Raw genomic sequence first — 15,293 nt, 5'->3', positions numbered from 1 at the left:
ATGTTCACTCCACATCAAATTCATTCTCCCCTCACCAGCCCGCGGAAGAGAGAGCGAGAAGGTTACCCTGGATCCAAGCGAGCCTGGGCGCGGTTGGCGTTGATCTGCTTGAGCAGCATCGCCTGTCCCGCGCCAGGCCAACTGGCGATCACCGAAGTCATGTCCTATGCTGCTGTGGCAGAAGAAAGCCCTCCTTGGCGTCGCCCTGACTATTGGGAACTGACCAATTTCGGCAGAGATACGATCGATCTCAGCCCCTACCGCTTTACCGACGATACCGGCCCCGAAGCCGGAGACGCCGCCCTGATGCGGGGAAAATCGATCGGCCCCGGCGAGTCCATCCTGTTCGTCCGCACGGCCGCGGGTCGTCTTGAGAATGGAGCCGGATTTCGACAGTGGTGGGGTTCTGCACAGCTTCCGAGCCCGCTCCAGATCTATTTCTACAACGTGCCCGGTTTCGACAATGTCCGAGATGCGGTTCGGTTATGGAAGTGGGAGGACGATCGCCCCGTCCTGATGCAAACTGTGTCGCTCGGCGAAGCGACCGAGGGCTTCAGCTTCACCTACGATCTGGAAAGTGGGACGGTGGATCAATTGAGCGTTCCGGATGAACCCGGCAGCATCCGCTCCGCAACCGGATCTGACGTTGGGTCTCCCGGCACCACCCGTGGCCCGGTGAAGCTCAAAATCTTGTCCCAACCGCGCTCGATCTCGAGTTGCATCGGACGTGAGATCTCGCTCCGGGTCGAAGCCCGCGGCCTGCCCGCCCCCAGGTACCAGTGGCTCAAGGACGGCCAGGTTTTGGCAGGGCGCACCGAGTCGGAGTTGAAGATTCCCTTCCTTTCGAGCTCCGATCGAGGCCGATACCTGGTCCGTCTCGACAACGGCCTCGAACAGTTGAACAGCGAAACGGTGAGGGTGGAAGTGGAAGATCAGCTGAAAGCCCCTGAGATCGAGACCTCGCCCTCCGACGTCGAGCTCACCATGGCCCAGACCGCAGTGCTATCGGTACGGGTCTGCGCCAACCCTCCGCCGACCTACCAGTGGTTCCACGACGAGCGACCGCTGCCCGCTGAAACCGGTCCAGACCTTAGAATTAAAGCCGTCGACTCGTTTAGCCCGGGACTGTACCGGGTGGAGATCTCGAATGCGTTGGGTACCATCTCGACCGAGGCGCGGATAAGCTTGGTCGAGAAGCCCCAATTGCTCATCACCGAGATCCTCGCTGAACCCTCCACCAAGGGAGGGGCCCTTGGCCATCAAGACTGGTGGGAACTGACCAGTGTTCATCCCGAACCGGTGCGCCTCGGAGGCTATCAGTGGGACGATTCTCCCGGTTTGGTCCGAAACGCCACTCGGCTGCCCACCAACCTGGTGATCCAGCCCGGAGAGTCGATCATCTTCGTGGAGGGAATGTCACGGGAGGAATTCGTGCGCTGGTGGGGACCTCACAACCTCCCCGCCAACCTCCAAGTCATCAGCTACCACGCCAACGGTTTTCAGCAGGAGGAGGATAGTGTGACCCTGTTCGGACCGCACGCCACTGAAAACCCTGACCACGTCTGTTCGGTCGGCTTCGCCGATGCGCCCTTGGGAATCAGCTTGTGGTTCGATCCTGTGCTGGCTCCATTCGGCGCGCCCAGCGTCGAGGGAGAACGAGGAGCGTTCCGTTCCGTGGAATCAAACGACCTCGGCTCCCCTGGCTGGGTGGAGGAGCACGAAGTCCCACTCCATTTGCGCATGAGTTATGAAGATCGTGAGATCCGGCTGCAGTGGGCTACGCAACCAGGACGGGTCTACCAGCTGCTGTCTGCGGATAGTCTCGACGCCACCACGTGGGAAGTGATCTATCAGCGACAAGCGGATGGCCAGGCACTGTCGATGGTGGACTTGCGACAATCCCCTCCAGGGCACCGACGCTTCTACAAACTCCTCGCCCAGGTTCCATGACACCACTGCAGACCAACTCAGCCACCGAAGGCGACCATCCAACGGCAGAAAAACCGGTTGGTTCGCGGCAGGCGCAACTCAGGCAACCCAACAAACCGACGGCCGCAGGTTTTACGCTCATTGAATTGCTAGTGGTCATCGCGATCGTGGGCATCCTGACTGCGGTGTTATTGCCAACGCTGGCCCGGGGGAAATCCATGGCCCGCAAAGTGGTGTGCATCGGCAACTTGAAGACCTGGGCTATCTCCCAGCAGACCTACGCCAATGACAACGAGGACCGCATCGCCCGAGAAAGCATCACCCGAAGCGCCACCCGAGAATCATGGGCGCAGGTGCAAGGTGGCGGAGCGATAGATGTCTGGTACAACGCGCTCCCACGCCATCTCGGCAACATGAAGGCTTCAGACTATGCTCTCCCATCCTCCCGGTCGAGGTTCTACGAGCGCGGACAACTATTCCATTGTCCCGAGGCGCGCTTTCCAGCAGCTCCCGGGAAGCTACATCCGGTATTCTTCTCGCTGGGCATGAACTCCAAGTTGATCACCTTCGGCCGTGGAACCATCCGCTTTGACGAAATCCGCCACACCCCTTCCACCGTGATGTTCACCGAAGGGCGGCTCGAGGATGAGGCAAAAGTCGACCCGGCTCAACCCGACGATTCGTCGGGTCAGCCCAGTGTCTTCGCCAACCGCTTTGTGACCCGCCATGAAGGATTGGGAAACATTGCCTTCGCGGACGGCCATGTGGATTCAAAGCGGGGCCGAGAGGTGGTGCGCGATGGCTGGGCCATTTTCCCCCAGAATGAAATCATCTGGACCATCGATCCTCAGTGGAACCCCAATCTAACTCCCTAGCAGCCTGGGGTGACACCCCCAGGTTTCGCCTCCCCACACACTGAGGGCTGAAAGCCCGTGCCATTGCCGGAGCTTACGCGCTGAATTCAGCTTGAACCTCACCTACTTCCAATCCCCCGATTCTCATTTTGGACTTTTGATCGAAGTATGGCAGGGTCGTAGCCATGTATCGACTGCACCGCTGGATTCTTGGCACGAAGCGCTTCTGCCAGGCCACGACCATATCCATCCTGCTCGTTCTGGGCGCCAGATCATCAGCCGAGCTAGGGGCCGCGGATCTCCGGTCGAACCCCATTCCGATCCAGCGCCCCGCTACGACCTCACTGGATTCACTGCCGATCGAGACAATTCAACGCCCCACCTCGGATTGGCTGCTCGCCAGATCGCCCTTCCGTGCGGGACTCTTCCGCTCGAAGGACAACCAAGAATTAGTGCTCAACAACGGCTTGATCCGCCGGGCCTGGCGGGTAAGTCCGAACGCGGCGACCGTGGCGTTCGACAATCTGATGACCGACGAATCGGTCATCCGTGCCGTAAAGCCCGAGGCCAAGATCACCATCAACAGCAATCTCATCCCCGTGGGTGGCCTCATTGGCCAACCCAACAAAGGATTCCTTCGTCGGGAATGGCTGGATCACATGACGACCGGCTCCAACGCCTTGGTCTATACCGGCTATGAAACGGGAGTCATCCAGCCTCGAATGCCCTGGAAACGCTCGCGCTACTCTTCCAACCTCCCCTGGCCTCCTCCTGGAGTCGAATTGATTCTCCACTTCGCTGAACCCAGCCAAAAGGCCGACGACTCGTCATCGGGCACAAGCGGCGTGAAGGTGGCGGTGCATTATGAATTATACGACGGCATCCCTCTCTTGAGCAAACGAATCATCGTGAGCAACCACGGAGCCAAGCCCTTCACCGTGGAAACCTTCACCAGCGAGATCCTAGCGGCCGTCGAATACGAATCTGTGGTCGACAAACGGGAGCGGTGGGAATACCCGAACCTGCACGTGCAAAGCGATTACTCCTTCCGCGGAATGGATGTCCAGACGGCCAATCAGACCACGCACTGGGTAATCGACCCGGAATACACCACCCAGGTCAGCGCTTCGAGCATCACCCCGTGTCTTCTGGAGTCTCGTCCCCCGGTCGGACCGGGGATCGAGATCCCGCCGGGAGGCCACCTGGAATCATTTCGAACCTTTGAGCTGCTCCACGATTCGAACGACCGCGAACGGAAGGGGCTGGCCGTCCGACAGATGTATCGGCGTGTCGCGCCATGGGTGACCGAAAACCCCATCATGATGCATGTTCGCAACGCCGATCCCAAGGCGGTTCGGCTGGCCATCGACCAATGTGCCGAGGTCGGGTTCGAGATGGTGATCATCTCGTTCTGGAGCGGCTTCGACATGGAGAACGAAAAACCCGAGTATCTGGCGCAATACAAGGAACTCACGGACTATGCCCACTCACGCGGGATAGAATTGGGGGCTTACTCCCTCCTGGCGAGCCGCAGCGTCGGACCAGCGGATGACATTGTGGATCCGGCCACTGGCAAAGCGGGCGGGACCTTCGGGGTATCGCCATGCATCGAGAGCCGCTGGGGACAGGACTATTTCCGCAAGCTCTATGCATTTTTCGAAAAAACGGGCATGGATTTGTTGGAGCATGACGGCTCGTATCCAGGCGATGTCTGCGGGTCCACCGCGCATCCCGGACACCGCGGACTCAAAGATTCCCAGTGGACGCAATGGACACGGATCACCGAGTTCTACCGCTGGTGCCGCGGCCGCGGGATCTATCTCAATGTGCCCGACCTTTACTACCTCAATGGATCCAGCAAATGCGGGATGGGATATCGCGAAAGCAATTGGTCCCTGCCGCGCGCCCAGCAGCTGATCCATGCCCGGCAAAACATCTACGATGGCACTTGGGAGAAAACACCGAGCATGGGTTGGATGCTGGTTCCGCTGGTGGAATACGGTGGAGGCGGCCCCGCGGCCACCATCGAGCCGCTCTCCCAGCATCTCGACCACTACAACCTCACCCTCGCCAACAATTTCGGCGCGGGTGTCCAGGCCTGCTATCGAGGTCCCCGGCTTTACGACACCGACGCGACGAAGTCGGTGGTCAAAAAGTGGACCGATTTCTATCGGAAGCATCGATCCATACTGGACTCGGATCTGATCCATGGTCGCCGACCCGATGCACGTGATCTGGATTTTTACCTTCACGTCAATCCGTTGCTCGAGGAGAAGGCTCTCATCATGGTCTTCAACCCCTTGGATACACCGCGCGAGAAGGAGTTACTGGTGCCGCTTTACTACGCCGGGGTCGACGGCCGGGTCCGGGTGATCGATGCCGACGGCAAGAAGCGCGTCTATGCCCTCGATCGCAACCACCGAATCTCGCTCTCCGTCGCCATGAAACCCCAATCCGCCACCTGGTTTATCGTGACCTCTACCCGCTGAGAGCGGAGTGATGAGTGACCAGCAGAGCGGGCTTCACTCCATGATGGACGATTCCCGACTCATCACTCATCACTGATCTCACTCTTTTTGTTCGCGACTTTGGTTGGCAGAGGCTCTATCTCCTGACGGGTGAACACGCTTTCCTTAGCCACGGGTGTTTTCTTAGCCCTCTCCCTTTCCGGTGTCCGTGTCCAAGCCGACTGGCCCCAATACCGCGGCCCCTCGGCCAGCGGCGTCGAAACCAATCGAGCGCTCCCCATATCGTGGAATGTGGAAACCGGGACCAATATCCGCTGGCACACTGGAATTCCGGGCCTCGCCCATTCCAGCCCCATCGCGGTCAGCAATCGGATCTATGTAGCCACCGTCGTCGCACCGAAGGATGCTGATCTCAAGGTGGGTTTGTACGGCGACATCAAGTCGGCTGCCGACGATGACGAGCAGGAGTGGCGACTGCTAGCCATCGACCGATCTACCGGCCAGATCCTATGGAACTCCCTGGCAGTCAAAGCCAGACCCCGGGTCAAAAGGCACACCAAGGCGAGCCATTGCAATTCCACCCCAGCATCCGACGGACGCCATATCGTCATGATCTTTGGATCGGAGGGACTGTTCTGCTTCAACACCGAAGGAACGTTGATTTGGAAACTGGATCTGGGACCGATGGACTCCGGCTACTTCGCCTCCCCCACCGCTCAATGGGGCTTCGCCAGCTCCCCCATCCTTTACGACGGCAAGGTGATCGTTCAGTGCGATGTGCAAAAGGATTCATTTATCGCCGCCTACGATCTTCTCAACGGTCGAGAACTTTGGAAGACCCCGCGAAAAGATGTTCCCACCTGGGGAACCCCGACCACGGTGCGCACCGATACGGGAGTACAAATCGTGGCCAATGGATGGCATGAGAGTGCGGGCTACGATCTAAGCACGGGCAGGAAACTTTGGACGCTAGACGGCGGCGGAGACATTCCCGTCCCAACGCCCCTCTTCGCGCACAACTTGATCTACCTGACCAGCGCTCATGGCAAGTGGCGGCCGATGCGGGCGATCCATCCGGATGCGAAGGGCGATATCACCCCGGAGGATCCGGGTAAGACCAACCGCTTCATCGCCTGGTCGCACGGCCGCCAGGGTAACTACATGCAAACCCCGATCATCGTCGGCGACTTACTCTACGGCTGCTATGACAACGGTATCCTGACGTGTTTCGAGGCTCGGACCGGCCTAATCCACTTTAGCGAACGACTTTCCCAGCAAGGCCAGGGATTCACTGCCTCGCCCGTGTCCGATGGGCGCCATCTGTATCTTGCGAGCGAGACTGGAAACGTCTTCGTGGTCGCCGCGGAAAAGAACCTGACGATCCGCGGGACGAATCACCTGAATGAGACGTGCATGGCGACTCCGGCGATCAGCGACGGCATGCTCTTGTTCCGCACCCGCCACCAACTGATTGCCATCGAAGAAGGCGCACGTTCTGCCGGAATGAAGAAAGAATAGGCCGTTGTAATGTGGGCCATGCTGGACGATTCGACCGCTCCGCTTACTTTCTGAGGCGGAAGAACCGATTACCTTCCGGGTTCGCCACGGTTATTTGATTGCCCACGACCCCGTCCACCGTTGACCACACGCCACCGGGCAGTTGGTCAGTGGACTCCAACACAAAGCCGCTGGCCGAAGCGGGCCAACTGATTACCCAACCGCCATCTCCAGGTGCCAGGGTCAAGGTCGGACGCGAGACGGGCGACACCCGAGCCGCCGATCCAAGCAGCTTGATCTCACCCAAACCCGCGCGATCGCCTGAGCCGGCCCCGGTGAAACCACGTCCGCCCGCGTTGTCCACCATAGTGATTCGGATCGCATTGGCAACGTGGCTCGAGCCGAAGGCTAGCGCCTCCGAGTTTCCGCCCAGCAACGCGCTCGTCTGCACAGCTTCCAAGCCGGCGAAACTTAAGCCTCCGTCCTGGGAAAACTCGACGGTGAAATCACTGGCCTCGTTGTTGTTGCCTCCGTAACCCCACACCACGAGATGCGTCAGGTCGAAAAGTCCCCCCAGGGTCAGATCGAACTGGGGCGCCGGGCGTCCCGCATCGAAGTAATTGGGTCCCGCAGAGGTGGCCGTCACCCAGGTGTTGCCCGCCGCCGTGTGCGCCGTGGTGGAGTAGTTGTTCACATCCGGAGGCACGGCAAAGCCGGAGTTATTGATCAGGTTCACCACCGGGAAACCACCCAGCGTGTCCCCCGCCTTTTGGGCAATTCCCGTCGGGGTCACCAGCACGGTCACGACCGGAGTGCCGAGGAACTTGATCTCTCCCAACCCAGCCCGATCGCCCGAACCAGCTCCGGTGAACCCGCGTCCTCCCGCATTGTTGATCATGGTGATCCGCACCGCGTTGGCGGAGTGCGGCGTGGCAAAAGCCAGAGCCTCCGAGTTGCCCCCGAGCAGCGCGCTGGTCTGGACGGTTTCCGGGTCGCTGAACGTGGATCCCCCATCCCGCGAGAACTCCACGGTAAAGTCGCTGGCTTCGTTGTTGTTTCCGCCATAGCCCCAGACCACCAGATGGCTCAGCTCAAACACCCCGTTCAAGGTGAGATCAAATTGTGGTGCAGGACGGCCGGCCGTGAAATAATTGGGACCAGCCGATGTTGCCGTCACCCAGGTGTTGCCAGCCGCAGTGTGCGAGGTAGCAGGGTAGTTATTCGCATCAGGTGGCACGGCAAAGCCCGAGTTGTTGATCAGGTTCACCACCGGGAAGCCACCGAGCGTATCTCCCGCCTTCTGCGTGATACCCGAAGGAGTGACGAGCGACAACGCCCGACCAAGGAGTTTAATCTCCCCTAACCCCGCCCGATCCCCGGTGCCGGCCCCGGTGAACCCGCGCCCACCGGCGTTGGCCGTCATGGTGACACGAATCGCGTTCGCCATGTGCGGCGTCGCGAAGGCCAGGGCTTCCGAGTTTCCACCCAGCAACGCCGAGGTTTGAACATTCTCGCTGCCCGAGAACGTGACCCCGCCGTCATTGGAGAATTCAACGGTGAAATCCGAAGCTTCATTGTTGTTGCCGCCATAGCCCCAGACCACGAGATGCGTCAGCTGAAACCGACCGTTGAGGGTGAGATCAAACTGCGGCTGGGGACGACCACCTCCAAAGTAATTGGGACCGGCCGAAGTAGCCGTCACCCACGTGTTGCCCGCCGCCGTGTGCGCAGTGCTGCCGTAATTGTTCGCATCGGGCGGGATGGCAAAACCGGAGTTATTGATCAGGTTCACGACCGGGAATCCACCCAAGGTATCGCCCGCCTTTTGCGTGATTCCCGAGGGAGTGATCAACACCACCGCCCCGGTCTCCTCGGCCACAACAAAGGACCATTGACGGCTGACGTTCCGACCACCGCTGTCAGTGTAGGCCAGCGTGGCGATGTTGGTGGAACCGGCCGCTAGCCGGCTGGAAGGTGCCAAGACCGCCGTGATGATTCCACCCGCCTTGGAGACACTGGAGGGCGCTCCGGCCGGGCCGTTAAGCCCCAATTTCACGGAGGCGGTTTCAACCGTCGTGGCGGCATCGGTAATCTTGACCGTCAGAGCCACATCGCCGCGGGCGTCGGTATCTCCGGGTTGCGGGGAGACGCTGGACACATAGGCGGGACTGGCGGCAGCGCGGTAGGCCAGGACGGGACTTCCCCCCAAGGAATCGTTGATCAGCACCTTAGTCTCGTCAGGAAGCACGCTAAACCATTCGAGGGCAGCTTCGCCCGACCCGTTTTCCCAGATCAAACGGAACGGATAGGTCCCCGCCTGCGGAACATAGATTCGGAAGAGGGTGTCAGCGGCTGTGCGGTCCCCATCCAACTCGCCGAGCGTCACCGCGAGTTTGTCGAGCGGATTGGCCGCCGTAGTCACACGGAAACCATCGTCGCTGTTGACACCCAGCGTGTAGAATCCGGCAGCGGGGAACTCCAGATAGGTGAGGACCTCAGCGGCTGAATTATCAGTAGTTTCCACGCCGTCGCCCGGAATGCCAATCTCCGAGAAGGGGGCGTCGTTGGGGAAGTTACCAGATCGGCCGGGGTCGCTCTTAAAATCGATGTACGACTCCCGCTCGTAGTATCCATCCGCGGTGCCAGAGGGGAATGCCAAGTTCGGTCCGTGAAGTCCCGCCAGCTGTTCCTCGGTCCACTTCAGCAGGTTTGGCTGGCCGGAAGCAACTTGATGGGAACGGATCAGGAAGCCCGGTTTGGCGGTGTCCACCGCAGTGTTCAAAAACTCCAGAGGCAGGAGCGTGTAACCTCGAACCCGAAACGACCGCGCATCAGAATAGGTCTGCCCCGCGGTATCCTTGTAGCTGATCTCGATGCCGTAGACGCCCGCGGGAAGCGGGTTCTCAACGGGCCGACGCAACTCGACCACCGTGTTGCCTGGCTGAGTCACGGAGGTTGGCAAAACGGTTTCCCCGTTCAGCTTCAAGGAGATGCTGTTGAGGTCGAGAATGGCCCCGCCGTTGTCCTGAATCTCGAGCGTAAACCCGAAAGGATCGCCGGAGGAGCTCAGAACGAAGGGACCAACCACCGGGGGAACCGCTAAATCCTCCACCACGAAGGTGCTGTTCTCAACCTCGAAGACGCGGACGTCATCGATCGTGATATTGGCGGTGGCTCCATAGCTGGTGGGCGTGAAACGGCTGGCTCCTACCGTCACGCCAGCGGGGGGATTTTGACCGCCTCCCACGTTCCCATCCTCAACGCCGTTCACATAAAGCTTTCCGGTCCCGTCAAAGACCACCGCCAAGTGCGTCCAACGGCCCAACTGCACCTCGGTATTCCCCACGTTGATCGCGATTCCAGGAGCGTGAGTACCAAACACAATGGTGCCGTTCTTGGCCCAGGTTTGCAGGATGATGGATCCGGCATTGATGTCCCCGATGTGCATGATGGTCACCTCCGGAGCCTTGTCCGGGTCAGGAAGCGCATTAAACTTCACCCAGCAGCTGAAACCCCATCGGCTCGGTTCCGTCGGATTGAAATCGAAGTCCGTGCTATAGAACTGCGGAGCGACACCCGGCTGGGTTTCCAGCTGCACCGCATGGCTGGAGCCAACGGCGGCCTGTCCGGCCACATAACGCGGCGCCCCGCGCCTCACGAAGCCGTCCGAGCCGATGGCCGGGTTGCTCGGGTTGGCGGCTGGTCCGCCCAAAACGTTAGGAGAATCGGTTTCTCCCATCGGATACTCAAGGACGGGGATGAGAGTGGCATGGACGGTGGAGACCAACCCTAGGACGAGGACGAGAGCGAGGCGGATCGTGTTGACGATCGATCCGATGCGAACAAGTTCGATCTTCATAGACATAACTCCTGAGCCTGACGGGATTGTGTTGAACAAGCGTTGAGACAAGCTTGAGATCAATTTCGTTTTACTTCCGCCGCGGCGGAGAAAGCAAGGGAAGAGTTATCATCCTCGACATTGGAAACTTTCATCCGGGCCACCACGAAAGCGCCAAGGGGTTCCGTGACCAATTCGTTGAACGTACGTTCAGGAGTTTGGTCGTGGCTAGACGCGGAGATGGACCGCGGTCGGTCCCGCGGACGGTTCCTAGGGATCCTTTTTCCGGTCCGGGGGATGTCTGTCTCTCGTGGGTACTCGTGCGGCTTCGGAACTCTGTGTGCCCGGACGGTGTTGGGTGAAAAATCCGAATCCTGTCCGCCGTCCCGACGTCGAATCACACATGAGCCCATGGATCGTGCTTCGATCAGCTGTTGTCGTTCTCGCCCTAGTCACTCACGCCTCGTCTGCTCCAGGTCAGGCCCCCGCGCCGCCGACAACTCCTCCGCGATTGACGCGCGCGGAAAGTTTCCTAGGCATTCACTTCGATTTTCACGCCGGAGCGGACTGCCACGAGATCGGCAAGAACACCACCACGGGGATGCTCGAAACCATTCTTCGAACAGTGAGACCCGATTATCTTCAAACCGACTGCAAAGGTCATCCTGGATTCTCGAGCTACCCTACAAAAGTCGGAAACCCCGCGCCCGGCTTTGTCGGCAATCCCCTTCGCCTCTGGCGCGAGGTCACCGCCCGCCACGGAGTGGCGCTTTACGTTCACTACTCCGGCGTCTGGGACAGCGAAGCCATCCGACAGCATCCCAACTGGGCAGCGATTGATGCGAGCGGCAAAGCCAACGGAAACGCGACATCGTTTTGGAGCCCTTACGCCGATCAGTTGCTCATCCCCCAATTACGCGAGTTAGCCGGAGATTACGGACTCGATGGAGTGTGGGTGGACGGCGAATGCTGGGCCTCGGTGCCGGACTATTCTCCGGCCGCCTTGGAGGCCTTCAAGAAAGCCACCGGCATCGCGGGAATACCCCGAAAACCATCAGACCCTCATTGGGTCGACTTCCTTCAGTTTCATCGCGAAGCATTTCGGGGCTACCTCCGACACTACCTATCGGAGGTCAAAAAAACTCACCCTGGGTTCGCCCTGTGCAGCAACTGGGCGTTCACGGATCATATGGCCGAGCCGGTGAGCGTTCCGGTGGATTTCCTGTCCGGTGACTATTCTCCCGAGGACAGCGTCAACTCGGCGCGGCTATCCGGTCGATACTTGGTCCGACAAGGAAAGCCCTGGGACTTGATGGCCTGGAGCTTTGGCACCAAGCCCAAGCATCAGCAGAAGACTTCCGTGCAACTCCAGCGTGAAGCCGCAGTCGTGGTTGCCCTGGGAGGTGGCTTCCAAGCGTATTTCACCCAAAACCGCGATGGCAGCGTCCGATTGGAGGAAATACCTGCGATGGGTGAAGTGGCCCAATTCTGTCGCGCCCGCCAAGCGCTGTGCCACCGTTCGCAACCCGTGCCTCAGGTTGCGGTATTACTCTCAACCGCCGGACACTATCGGCGTCTCAACGGCCTGTTCAACCGGGACCTGGGCGCCGTCCACGGAGTGCTGCGCGCTTTGCTCGAGAACCGTCTCTCGGTCGAAGTGGTGGGCGAACATCAGGTCACCGGGCGCTTGGCCGACTATCCGCTCATTGTTGTGCCCGAATGGGCCTATCTCGAAGCTCCTTTCCGAAACGAGCTGGTGGCGTATGGCCGGGCAGGCGGAAAGCTGCTGGTCGTAGGGACGGAGGCGGCCGAGCAGTTCCTCCCGGAACTGGACATCCAAATTCATCGAGAGGCGAAATCTCTCGCCGGCTCCGTGCGTACTGCCACCGGACTCGAGCTCCCGGTGAAGAAGGGGCTCTCAACGGTAACCTTGGGGAGCAAGGCACGGGCATTCGCACAGTGGGAAACTACGAACAATCCGGCCAATTCGGGCAGGATCGCCGTTTCGATCGCTGCTCTGGGCCAAGGGAAGATTGCGGGCGTGTACTTTCCACTAGGCCAGCAATATGCCAGACAGCCGAGCGACGAGGCTCGCCATCTGGTGGGAGAGTTGACACGCGAGCTGTTTCCCAACCCGGTGGTGAAGCTGGAAGGCCCCGGCGAAGTCGATGTCTGCCTCGCTCGCAAGGCTGGGAACCTTCTGGTCAACCTCGTGAACGCCGGTGGACCACATCGGACCCAGTCCATTCTAGAAACCATCCCAGCCGCGGGCCCATTCACGGCTTCCGTGCGGGTGGATCAGGCGCCAAAAAAGGTGACCCTCGAGCCAGCCGGAAGAATGCTTCCCTTCGAATACCGAGATGGAAGCATCCAACTGGCTGTCCCAGCCGTAGCGATCCATGAGGCCATCGTGATCCATCCCTTGTGAGTTAAAGCCCCAGGTGTCAGGTGCCCTTGTCACGCCGAAGCCTCGGCGAAGGTGGAAGGGGCCAGGTGGTAAGTGGTAAGTGGTAAGTGGTAAGTGGTAGGTGGTAAGTGGTAGGTGGTAGGTGGTAGGTGGTAGGGTTCTCGGACTATAGGTTCGGATGCGTGGCGAGAGCGATGGCGGCGACGAAACTGGTCACGTGGATTTCGTTGCGTTGAATGGCCCGGAACAACTCATCCCGGGTGAGCAGCAGGGTCTCGATGTTCTCTAGATCTCCCGACTTGGGCGGCCGGACAAAATGCCCGTTGCGGGCGGCGAATAGGTGCCCGCGACTACCCGCATAATTGGAGTTCTGAACGAAACTTCCTAATGAGCGCCAGCCCTCGGCCTCAAATCCGGTCTCCTCCAGCAATTCGCGCTGAGCGCCCGCCAAAGGATCCTCGCCGGGCGAGATCAGGCCTCCCGGAAGAGTCAGGGTGACAGACCCAACACCATGTTTGTACTGACGCTCCACCACAATGCGCCAATCCGCGGTCTCAACGAAAATAACCGTGTAATCGGGAAGATTGATCCGGTGGTAGTCATCCACCCGCCGACCATCAGGCAGACGGACCTCCTGAACCTCCAGGCTGATCCAAGGCGGACAGGAGTATACCTCGCGACGTCCGATTACTTCCCACGGCGCGTGGAAATTAGGCGGCAACTTCGGTGGCGGCGCGGACATGTTTCCTCTCGAGTTTGAACTGCGTCATCTCGCGGATGTGGTCCACGGTGGCGGGTCCGAACTTGTCGCTCACCATCTTCAGATACTTCGGGCTCTTGAAATAGGTGTGGAAGGCCTCGTCCCGGAATTTTAGGACCTCCCCGGCGCTCAGATATTTCGTTGGAAGCGGCAGTGTGTCGACCGAATGCTGCGAATAGCCGCTCCAGGTCTCCGGCAAGGCCCACTTTTCCTTGATGGCCATGTGATACAACTGCGATCCCGGATACGCCATCGCCGAATAGAAATTGGCAAACTCGGTGTTCAGGTCAAGCGACAGATCCAAGGTATCCTGCATCGAGTCGTGATCGTCCTCCGGCAGGCCGAAGATGTAGTTGCCCAAAACGTTGATGCCGGCCGCCCGCACCTTGTTGACGGTCTCATACACCTGCTCGCGTTCGAAGCGTTTCTCCACATTCGTCCGAACTCGATCCGTGGCTGCCTCGATACCGAAGACTAGCCAGTTCACGCCGGCTTGCTTCAACTTCTCCACCATGTTGTCCTTGACGGTATCCACCCGTGCGTAAGCCCAGATGTTCAGATCGAGTTTCCGCTCGATGATGCCGTCGCAAATTCCCAACACATGCTTCGGATTAAGCACAAACATCTCATCGGCGAACTTCAGGTTGCGAACCCCATATTTGCGAACCAGCAGCTCGATCTGATCGACGACCAGCTTCGGGCTCCAAAAACGATAACTGCTCGAAGTCTCCTTCATTCCCAAGGCCTTTTCGCCGCTCTTGAACGGAGCCTGAATGCAGCAGAAGCTGCAATGATAAGGGCAGCCTAGGGTTGTGTAGATGGCGGCATAGGGCTCGCGTTTCAGGTCGCCAAAGCAATGCCAGTTGTGGGCCCGATACTTGTCCATGGGCATCTGGTCGAACGCCATTCCGGGCATTTCTTCGTCGAGGTTCTTGATCAACGGAGCGGATATCGCCGAAAATTTTGCCTTGCCGGTCTTCTCCCAGAACCAGAGATCAGGAACCTTGGCGAGGTCCTCCGAACGGCCCCCTTTGATCGCCTCGACTAGCGAGGTCAGCGTCACCAACCCTTCGCCGCTGCAAGTGTAGTCCACTCGTTCCATGGAGAGGGTCTCCTTGGGCAAGGCGGCGACATGGCCACCCAGCATGAGGAGCTTGCGCTCGGGATTGTTGGACTTGATGGCCGTAGCAGAGGCGCTGGCGCCCGTCATGTTTTGCGTCGAAGCGCTGGGCTGATGGCCGTAAACCACCACGGCCGTCAGCGCCGGATTCAGCTCTTCGATCCGTTCGGCCACCTGCGTGGGGCTTAGCTCCTCCGCTTCGGCATCGATGATATGCGTGCTGAGACCCTGCTTGCGGGCGTAGGTCGACATGAGGCCCGGCCACACGGGCGTTTCGACGGCAGCGAGCGAGCCGAGGGATTGATAGATCTTTTTGCGTCCGTTCGGGTTCACCAGCACGAGGTCAATGGATTGGCTCATAGTGTATCAGCGATAGAGGTGGATGGAATCAGGTATGGAAAAACAGTGGAGTGACCGGGT

The 15,293-nt window shown here is 59.5% G+C and carries 8 protein-coding genes; 5 read left to right on the top strand and 3 right to left on the bottom strand.

Annotation, left to right across the window (positions count from 1 at the left end):
• The 4 genes from JNN07_05455 to JNN07_05440 all read left to right on the top strand — a co-directional run bounded on the left by JNN07_05455 (position 1) and on the right by JNN07_05440 (position 6,769).
• Positions 1-1,950 carry an immunoglobulin domain-containing protein gene (locus tag JNN07_05455; GenBank protein MBL9167165.1) on the top strand — a complete coding sequence of 650 codons (1,950 nt, stop codon included), beginning with the start codon at positions 1-3 and terminating at the stop codon, positions 1,948-1,950.
• Positions 1,947-2,804: a prepilin-type N-terminal cleavage/methylation domain-containing protein gene (locus JNN07_05450; GenBank protein MBL9167164.1), complete on the top strand. Its 858-nt coding sequence runs from the start codon at positions 1,947-1,949 to the stop codon at positions 2,802-2,804. The genes JNN07_05455 and JNN07_05450 overlap by 4 nt, the downstream gene beginning before the upstream one ends.
• A gap of 164 nt (positions 2,805-2,968) precedes the next feature.
• Entirely contained in the window at positions 2,969-5,272 is a 2,304-nt protein-coding gene (locus tag JNN07_05445) for a hypothetical protein (protein MBL9167163.1), read from the top strand.
• 129 nt (positions 5,273-5,401) lie between these two features.
• Complete coding sequence (locus tag JNN07_05440) at positions 5,402-6,769, top strand: PQQ-binding-like beta-propeller repeat protein (GenBank protein ID MBL9167162.1); 1,368 nt, start codon at positions 5,402-5,404, stop codon at positions 6,767-6,769.
• Between the two features lie 43 nt (positions 6,770-6,812).
• On the opposite strand, the gene JNN07_05435 is transcribed toward JNN07_05440, so the two are convergent.
• Positions 6,813-10,607: a hypothetical protein gene (locus JNN07_05435; protein ID MBL9167161.1), complete on the bottom strand. Its 3,795-nt coding sequence runs from the start codon at positions 10,605-10,607 to the stop codon at positions 6,813-6,815.
• 382 nt (positions 10,608-10,989) lie between these two features.
• Here JNN07_05435 and JNN07_05430 point away from each other — a divergent pair, with 382 nt between their 5' ends.
• Positions 10,990-13,014, top strand: a complete 2,025-nt coding sequence (locus JNN07_05430) for a hypothetical protein (GenBank protein MBL9167160.1) — start codon at positions 10,990-10,992, stop codon at positions 13,012-13,014.
• 145 nt (positions 13,015-13,159) lie between these two features.
• Here the strand turns inward: JNN07_05430 and JNN07_05425 are convergent, their stop codons facing one another.
• On the bottom strand, positions 13,160-13,735 hold the full coding sequence (locus JNN07_05425; protein MBL9167159.1) for an NUDIX hydrolase: 576 nt from the start codon (positions 13,733-13,735) through the stop codon (positions 13,160-13,162).
• A complete protein-coding gene (locus tag JNN07_05420) occupies positions 13,704-15,233 on the bottom strand; it encodes a radical SAM protein (GenBank protein ID MBL9167158.1) in 1,530 nt (509 codons plus the stop codon). The genes JNN07_05425 and JNN07_05420 overlap by 32 nt, the downstream gene beginning before the upstream one ends.
• Between the last annotated feature and the right edge of the window lie 60 nt (positions 15,234-15,293).

This window comes from Verrucomicrobiales bacterium (assembly GCA_016793885.1).
Taxonomy (GTDB): Bacteria; Verrucomicrobiota; Verrucomicrobiia; order Limisphaerales; family UBA11320; genus UBA11320.
The sequence above is the reverse complement of the archived record's forward strand: the minus strand, read 5'-3'. Positions and strand labels throughout refer to the sequence as shown.